Source organism: Ruegeria sp. CDSC052, from assembly GCF_059610685.1.
In genome coordinates this window covers 255,252-262,879 of sequence record NZ_JBXWOB010000004.1, presented here as the reverse complement: position 1 = coordinate 262,879, position 7,628 = coordinate 255,252, and the positions used below count along the sequence as shown (strand labels likewise).

Sequence of the window (7,628 nt, the reverse complement as noted above, 5' to 3'; positions counted from 1 at the left end):
GTGGCCCGTTCGTCTATCGGTTAGGACGCCAGGTTTTCAACCTGGAAAGAGGGGTTCGATTCCCCTACGGGCTACCATTTCTTCACACACCGAACTTTTCCTGACACAGGGCCTGCACCTGTCCCCAGACAGATTTGAATTCCGGCGTGTTTTCGGCGGCATAGTGGAAGTTCTTCATCAACCCTGTAAGCTGAGTGAAGACCTGGCGTACCTCGGCCTTGTCGGCGAACTGCGCGGTGGATTGAGTGACGCCATAGACCAGTTTGAACGTCATCTTCTGACGCTCTAGCGGCACCGACGCATCCACCGGGTCAAAGGCATCCTGCTGCAGATAGACCATGTCGACAAACAGCGCCTTTTGCTGAGTCACAAAATCCTCGATCGTGACCCCTTCCTCGCCGGTCACCTGCATCATCTGGTCAACCTGTTCGCCCCTTTCGATCAATGCCAGCAAGTCGCGCACTTTGGCCGTCCATCCGGCTTCGGCGTTGGTGTCGTACCAGTCCGAGAGCTGTTCCAGATAACGCGACCAGCTGAGCATCGGATCGACTGCGGGATAGAACCGCTTGTAGGCGCGTTCGGACGACAGGCCGAGGAAACACTTCACCGTGGACAGCGTCGATTGCGTGACCGGTTCATCAAAGTTCCCACCTGCCGGTGACACGGTCCCGATCAGGGTCAGGCTGCCGGTGTCCCCATCATTGGTCTTCATCGCTCCGGCGCGTTCGTACAACCCCTTGATCGAGCTTTCGAGATAGGCGGGAAAGCCCTCTTCCCCCGGAATTTCTTCGAGCTTGCCGGAGGTCTCGCGCATGGCCTGAGCCCAGCGGCTGGTACTGTCCGCAATCAGCAGCACGTCGTACCCCATCTGGCGGTAATATTCGCCCAGGGTGATCCCGGTGAATATAGACGCCTCGCGCGCGGCTACGGGCATCGAGGAGGTGTTGCAGATGATGATCGTCCGGTCCATCAGACTGCCGCCAGTGGTCGGGTCGGTCATCTTCGGGAATTCCGCAATCGTCTCGACAACCTCACCCGCGCGTTCACCACAGGCCACCACGATCACGATGTCCACCTTGGCGTTGCGTGCAATCAGGTTCTGCAGCACCGTCTTGCCTGCGCCGAACGGACCGGGAATACAGGCCGTCCCACCGCGGGCAATCGGAAAGAACGTGTCGATCAGGCGCTGAGAGGTCAAGACAGGTTCGGTTGGATAGAGCCGCTCGGACAAGGTGCGTTTCAGAACGTTTTCCGGCAAAGCCCGCCGTACCGGCCATTTCTGCGACAGGGTCAGCGTGTGCTCACCCCCCTGTGCATCTTCAAGCCGCGCCACGATATCATGGATCATGGCCGCACCCTTCTGAACCCAAATGACTTTGTAGTCCCCAACCCAATTAAAGGGCAGCATGATCTTATGGGTGAAATGCCCCTCGGGCACCGCCCCGATGCTGTCGCCTGTTGTGACCGTGTCGCCCACCTTGACCGATGGGGTAAACGACCACTTTGCCTGAGTGTCCAGCGGCGCCACGTCCGCCCCACGCGGCAGAAAGATTCCGAATTCTGCCGCCACTTTGGCCAAAGGCGACTGCAAGCCGTCAAACACCTGCCCCAACAGCCCAGGACCAAGTTCGACCGAGAGCAGCTGCCCGGATTGTTCGACCGGGTCGCCCACGGCGACGCCATCAGTGCTTTCGTAAACCTGCACATCGGCAGTGTCGCCCCGCACCCGTAACACTTCGGCTTTCAGACGTTCCTGACGTCCACCGGGGCCGGGCCGCGTGGGCAGAATGAAAACGACCTCATTCTTGACCAGCTGTCCGGGATGGCCTGTGGCATCAGGGTTCGCCTGAATTTGTACCAGCCCTTCCTGTACCGAGACGACGCGGGCAGTAGAGGTCTGCGTGGCGGAGGTTGGGGCTGTCATGCGCTTACTCCCTCGAAATCTAAGTCGATCGCACTTGCCATGGCGTGTTGCGCCAGTTTCTCAAAGCGCGTTGCCGCGTCACGCGCATTGCTTTGCGCCCAGCGATCAAAAATATTCCAGATCAGAACATAAATCGCCACGGCTTCGAAATCGAATAGATGGCGCGCGGCGTAGCGTTTCAGTTGCTTATGGCTGACCGACAAAAGCAACCGTTCAAGCCCCAGGGGATCATCGACATCCAGCAAGTGTTTGGCTTCTTTGATCCAGGGCATCGGGGTTTCCAGCCGAAAGGCAGGGTCGCCCCAGTTGGCTGGAATGTGTCGGCTCCAGCGTCCAATGCCATAGACACCACTAGGTGCAGCACCCCCCTGTTTGCGCAGGCGCAGCGCGGCAACCGCAGTCCTCAAATCCATCCGTTCCATGAACAGCTTGCGCAAGGTCGGTTGTGGAATGTGCCGGAGCGCTTCTTTGCATCGCTCAATGGTCTTTGCATCCGAGACGTTCATATCATAGTTGTTCCAGTTCAGAGCGTGTTCCATTACCTCCAGAACCCGCGCATCCGCTGGTGTCAGCACCCGCAATCGCCGGTCCAGCCTGAGCCGCGACAGCGGAGGTTGTTTGGCGATGAACAACCGTTCCGAGCCCGGCAGGCTGCTGATCAGCGCGATATAGGCGTCAGGGTCCGACATGTTACCGGATCACACCTTCCAAAACGGCACGAAAGCGCGGCTGCAAATGTTCCATCAACAACGAGGCGACGGCCTTATCGGTCAGATCCAGAACAACCCCCTGTTCATCAGCCCGGATGCGGATGCCATTCTGGGTGTCATCCGCGCTGTGCAGCTCAACCTGTTCCTTCAGCATTTCAGCCGTCAGTCCCAGAACGTAACGCGTCAGCTTTCCCGACTGAATATCATCGGCGTTCTTTTTGATGTCATCCTGAGTGGCGACACTGGGGGGCAGTATGACTTGCGCAGGCCCTTCCAATCTGGCGTCTGACGCGGCGCGACCGACGACCTCAAGGATCATTTGTTTCAGCAGTTCAGGATCAGTCATTTCTTGGGTGACCAGCCGTTCAACATCCTTGCGAAATCGATCTGTCAGACCGGCCTTCATTGTAAGCACCGCATCACGCATCGCTGTATTCAGCGCCTCTTCTCCGGCTGTGCGATAATTATCCGCCTCGGCACGGGCCTTTTTCCGATACTCATCTACGTCGCGCTTGGCATCGGCAAGAATTTTGGCCGCCTCGGCTTTGGCTTCAGCGCGTAGCTTGTCTGCATCGGCCTGACCGGCAGCCACACCATCGCTGCGCAGCTTGTCGATCAGCGCATCCACCCCATGCGAAATAATCCCGTCCTGTGCCATCAGCTAATCCCCGCGCTGATGACCAAAGCAAAGACAAAGGCAAATACGCCAAAGCCCTCGATGATTGCAGCCGGCGCAAGTGCCAGGCCAAAAATCTCGGGCTTTTCCTTGGTTGCGTTAATCGCTGCAGCACAGGCCCTTCCCTGCCAGATGCCGCAATACATCAGGGCGATGCCCGACAGAATGCCGATCCCGAACAGCCCGCCTGCATTTTCAGGCGTCACATCGCGGTTCAGTGTAAACATGATGACAATGCCGTAGATCACCATGGTCGAGGGAAAGGCCGACACGCCGATGAACCGGCCATACCCGCCTTCGGTTTCCGTCATCGCTCCGATACTGGCCTGTCCAGCAATGGAACAGCCAATCGCGCTTGCTGCGGCGCCCAGCGCCATGGGGGCATAGATTCCCAACCAGCCCAATGTAAGTACAAGCTCATTCATTCCTGAACCTCCTTGCGGGCGAACGGGCGAAAGACGATGCCTTCATCCGGCAGACCCCATTTAAAGAATTCGATGTAATTGAGACGTAATCCGTGAACGACGCCACTCATCATGGCGAGCGCGAAATTGAGGATGTGCCCGGCGATCAGGATCAGCACGCCAAACAGAAGGCCCAGCCCTTTCAGGGACTGCATCACCGAGACCGCCAGATCGTTGAACGTGATCGCCAGTGAGGCCGAGGCCAATCCCAGTGCAAACAGGCGCATATAGCTAAGAACATCTCCAAAGGCGCCCATCGCCCCGGCCACCCCCTGTACCCCTTCTATAAGGCGCCAAAGCCAGTCTGACGGTTTGGCAATCTTGCGCTCGCTGGTGAACAGAAGGATCGCCAAATCGCCTGCGATCATAATCGCAGCACCCGGTGCTGTGGGTCCCCCTTTCATATAGCTCAGCCACAGTATGAACCCGCCGATCAACACCGCGATCCAGCCAAGATTGGCAACGGAACTGCGCCGCCCCCAAGACGCGCGTGCTGCAAGCGCATTCGCCAATATCAGGTGCAGAACGCCGACCACGATTGAAATCATCATCATCGAGTCGAAATTGTTCAGGTCCAACAGCTTGAGTTTCCCCCAAATCGTGCCCGAGGCCGGGGAAGCGCCAAAATAGCTTCCAACCAAAATCCCGTACAGGACCGTCGCGCCCGAGATGATCAAACCATAAAGCCGCCACGATCTTTTCGCCGGTGTATTGTCGAGACGTTTCCAGAAGGCCAACAGCCCCAGCAGGATAACCAGGCCATAGCCGGCATCCGCAACGATCATCGCAAAGAAGATCGCAAACGAGACGGACACGATTATGCTGGGGTCCCATTCTCGGTACCCGGGAACCTGATAGAACAGGGCAAGGTCCACCGCTGCACTGCGATTTTCCGGCTGCTCAAGCAGCGTCGGAGGCATCTCGTTCGGGCCCGGGTCTTCGATCAAAACAGCGGCGTTCTGCGAATTGGCCATGTCCAGGACAGCCTCGACCTGATCGCTGGGCACCCAACCCTGCAAGGCAAACACTTTGCCTTCGTCGCGGACCTTTTGCGTGGCATGGGCCAGTTCGGCTGCGCTTTCGGCGGCGGCAAGATTACGCCGCATCAACGTCAGAAAACGGGTCTGCCCGATACGCTCGGCTTCCAGCGCCTCAATGGCGATTTCGGCCTCTTCCAGCTGAGCTTCAAGCTCGTGAATGGGCAACGAACCCGTATGGGTGCGCGGCACTGGAAGGATGTCGTCTTCGGGATCTTCCGGGGCGATCAGAACGGCGTAGAGAAACCGGTGATCCTCTTGCAGGATGGCCCAGGGCAACTGAAGCTCCGCCAGTGCCTCACGGTGTTTTAGCGGCAGTTGATAGAACCAAAGCCGGTTGCCTGCCAACACATCACTCGGCGGAAAATCCAGATCTCCCCACGGGCGCACCTGAGCGATCCGGTGGGCCAAAAAATCCCGGTGGTCGGTCATATCCCTTATGCGCTGCATCAAGTCCAGGACTTCACCGACGAACTGGTCCATATCAAAACCAGAATCGCGCCGAACCTGACGGCGCGTTTCCGACGATTCCTTCAAAAACCGCAATGCTTTATACGCATCTCGGGCTCCACGCTCGTTGATCCGCTCTGGCTCTGCCGGCGGCGGTGCCAAAGGTAAAACATGCATGCATCCCAATGTCTGCAGCGCGCCCAGAGTGTCCCCCTTGTTCGCGGCGCGGCCGACCAAAGACAGTTTTTTCAGCCTTGCAACACTCATGCCGCAACCTCCTTCGCATGTTTGCGTTTGGAGATTTTCGAGCGCACAACGGATTGCATCTGTTCATCGCTCAGATAGATGCGGATTTTCTTGATGTTGGCCCTGGCGCGCGGGATCAACACCTTCTCGAACAGATTGACGCGCTGGGTGATCGTGGCCACTGATTTGTCAAAAATCCTGACCCTTTCTTCGGCCACTTTCACGCGCAATCGAGCTTCGATCATGTCATGCAACAAACGCGCCACTGCATCCACCCAATGTGGCTTGGCCAAAAGGGAATACGGACGTACCGCGACCTCGATTCGGTCCAGATCGGGCATGGTAACGCCAACCACGTTGACCTTCTTCAGCCGGTAATCCTTTAGTTCGACCAACCCTTCCAGGTCGACACCTTGTTGCGCCAGCATGGGCAGCTTTTCCCCGACCTGCTGTGCCAAGCGCGTCACCTCCTCCTGCAGGTACTGCACATTTTTACGTGCCTTGGCCCGTTCAGCCATCAGTTGCTGACGCTTCAGGTCCAGAGACGGCAAGAACCGCTCATAGCTTTTCAGCTGCGTCTGCTCGCGTGCAAGCGACGATTTATTCAGCTGCAACCGCGCCATGTGCATCCTTTGGGAAGTATTTGTCGATCAGATCCTGCTTCATCAGCAACTGCTCGGGGGCAAAGCATTCAGCTAGTGTCTTCCATCCCAGATCTAGCGCATCCTCCAGCGGGATCGAGACGTTGATGTCCATAAAGCGTTTGCGGAACAAAGCGCCGAATTTCAGCAACTGGTTGTCATAATCCGATAGGTCAAACGCCATGGCCTGTTTCTGCGCGGCATCTCGGCTTTCGGAATAGAACCGGATCATCGTGTTCATGATCTGGCCGTGATCTTCGCGTGTGGTTTTGCCGATTACATTCTGCTTGAGGCGCGACAAACTGCCGAACGGGTCGATCACCCCGGAATGCAGGTAAAACTGGCCTTCAGTGATATACCCGGTGTTGTCCGGGACCGGATGGGTCACGTCATTCCCGGGCATGGTTGTGACAGTCAGCACAGTAACCGATCCACCCTTGGCATAGTCGCAAGCTTTCTCATACCGTCGTGCCAGTTGCGAGTAGAGATCGCCCATATATCCACGCTGCGATGGGACGCGTTCCTGACTGATCCCAACCTCTTTCATCGCATCGGCATAGGCCGTCATATCCGTCAGCAGGACCAGAACACGCTTGCCCTCTTCCACAGCGAATTTCTCGGCAACGGCCAGCGCCATATCCGGCACCAGCAGGCGTTCGACCAACGGGTCCATGGCCTGATTGACGAACATCACGGTCCGCGAGAACACGCCCGCATCCTCGAACGAGGTTCTGAACGTGTGGTAGTCGTCAAAAATCAGCCCTAGCCCGCCAAACACAACAATATCCGCATCCGCCTGAATGCCGATGCGGCTGAGAAACGCGTTGAACGGCTCGCCGGATACCGAAAAAATTGGGATCTTCTGGCTTTCGACCAGTGTATTGAACACGTCGATCATCGGCACATCCGTGCGAATCATCTTGTTGGGAACCGACCGCTCAACCGGGTTCACCGTTGGTCCCCCAATGTCGATGCGCGGTTCGGCAGACAAGTCCGGACCGCCGTCAATCGCCTCGCCTGCGCCGTCAAACACCCGGCCCAGAATATTGGCCGAATACGGGGTTTGCATCTGATGACCAAGGAACGTTGCTGTCGCCTCGGTCGAAATCCCCTTGGTACCCGAGAACACTTGCAAGGTTATCACATCGCGGTCGATGAAGATGACTTGCGCCAGCGTTCTGTGCCCATCGACCGTTTCGATCACGGCCAGATCGTTGAAACGCACCGTCGCGTCAGCGGACCCGTCACTCGGAACTTTTATCTTTAGCGTATCCCCCACGATCTCGAGAACGCGGGTAAATTTCAGAAGACTTCGGGACATTGCTGATCCTCTTAGCCTGAAAACTTGATTGAACTCAAATCGTGCAGCAAACGGTCACAAAGGTCTGCTTTTCAAATGGACCCACATCACAGCGTCTGCCGAAAAACCACGCGCGCGACCCTGCATTCAAGGGGTCTGCGAACTGAAATTAATGGGCAA

General features: G+C 57.1%; 7 protein-coding genes and 1 tRNA gene. 1 reads left to right on the top strand and 7 read right to left on the bottom strand.

Translation table 11 applies throughout. From position 1 onward, the window contains the following. Positions 1–2 precede the first annotated feature (2 nt). Positions 3–77 (top strand) — tRNA-Glu (locus AC2FIM_RS10215). 5 nt (positions 78–82) lie between these two features. On the opposite strand, the gene AC2FIM_RS10210 is transcribed toward AC2FIM_RS10215, so the two are convergent. Genes AC2FIM_RS10210 through AC2FIM_RS10180 form a run of 7 tightly spaced genes read right to left on the bottom strand, consistent with a single transcriptional unit; the run spans position 83 to position 7,469 of the window. Further along, a complete protein-coding gene (locus tag AC2FIM_RS10210; protein WP_142634688.1) occupies positions 83–1,924 on the bottom strand; it encodes a V-type ATP synthase subunit A in 1,842 nt (613 codons plus the stop codon). Beyond that, the gene (locus AC2FIM_RS10205) at positions 1,921–2,613 is read right to left on the bottom strand and encodes a hypothetical protein (RefSeq protein ID WP_496677302.1); all 693 of its coding nucleotides are present in this window, start codon (positions 2,611–2,613) and stop codon (positions 1,921–1,923) included. Before AC2FIM_RS10205 ends, AC2FIM_RS10210 begins: the two co-directional genes overlap by 4 nt. A 1-nt stretch (position 2,614) precedes the next feature. Continuing rightward, positions 2,615–3,292: a hypothetical protein gene (locus AC2FIM_RS10200; protein ID WP_496708044.1), complete on the bottom strand. Its 678-nt coding sequence runs from the start codon at positions 3,290–3,292 to the stop codon at positions 2,615–2,617. After that, complete coding sequence (locus AC2FIM_RS10195; RefSeq protein ID WP_281972343.1) at positions 3,292–3,735, bottom strand: ATP synthase subunit C; 444 nt, start codon at positions 3,733–3,735, stop codon at positions 3,292–3,294. Before AC2FIM_RS10195 ends, AC2FIM_RS10200 begins: the two co-directional genes overlap by 1 nt. Further along, entirely contained in the window at positions 3,732–5,528 is a 1,797-nt protein-coding gene (locus AC2FIM_RS10190; RefSeq protein ID WP_271946226.1) for a V-type ATP synthase subunit I, read from the bottom strand. Before AC2FIM_RS10190 ends, AC2FIM_RS10195 begins: the two co-directional genes overlap by 4 nt. After that, positions 5,525–6,130: a V-type ATP synthase subunit D gene (locus AC2FIM_RS10185; RefSeq protein ID WP_271946224.1), complete on the bottom strand. Its 606-nt coding sequence runs from the start codon at positions 6,128–6,130 to the stop codon at positions 5,525–5,527. Before AC2FIM_RS10185 ends, AC2FIM_RS10190 begins: the two co-directional genes overlap by 4 nt. After that, complete coding sequence (locus AC2FIM_RS10180; RefSeq protein WP_271946221.1) at positions 6,108–7,469, bottom strand: V-type ATP synthase subunit B; 1,362 nt, start codon at positions 7,467–7,469, stop codon at positions 6,108–6,110. Before AC2FIM_RS10180 ends, AC2FIM_RS10185 begins: the two co-directional genes overlap by 23 nt. Positions 7,470–7,628: the final 159 nt, after the last annotated feature.

Bases quoted from the DNA above. Each gene is read 5' to 3' on its own strand.
- AC2FIM_RS10210 (WP_142634688.1), bottom strand. From the start codon at position 1,924: ATGACAGCCCCAACCTCCGCCACGCAGACCTCTACTGCCCGCGTCGTC.
- AC2FIM_RS10205 (WP_496677302.1), bottom strand. From the start codon at position 2,613: ATGTCGGACCCTGACGCCTATATCGCGCTGATCAGCAGCCTGCCGGGC.
- AC2FIM_RS10200 (WP_496708044.1), bottom strand. From the start codon at position 3,292: ATGGCACAGGACGGGATTATTTCGCATGGGGTGGATGCGCTGATCGAC.
- AC2FIM_RS10195 (WP_281972343.1), bottom strand. From the start codon at position 3,735: ATGAATGAGCTTGTACTTACATTGGGCTGGTTGGGAATCTATGCCCCC.
- AC2FIM_RS10190 (WP_271946226.1), bottom strand. From the start codon at position 5,528: ATGAGTGTTGCAAGGCTGAAAAAACTGTCTTTGGTCGGCCGCGCCGCG.
- AC2FIM_RS10185 (WP_271946224.1), bottom strand. From the start codon at position 6,130: ATGGCGCGGTTGCAGCTGAATAAATCGTCGCTTGCACGCGAGCAGACG.
- AC2FIM_RS10180 (WP_271946221.1), bottom strand. From the start codon at position 7,469: ATGTCCCGAAGTCTTCTGAAATTTACCCGCGTTCTCGAGATCGTGGGG.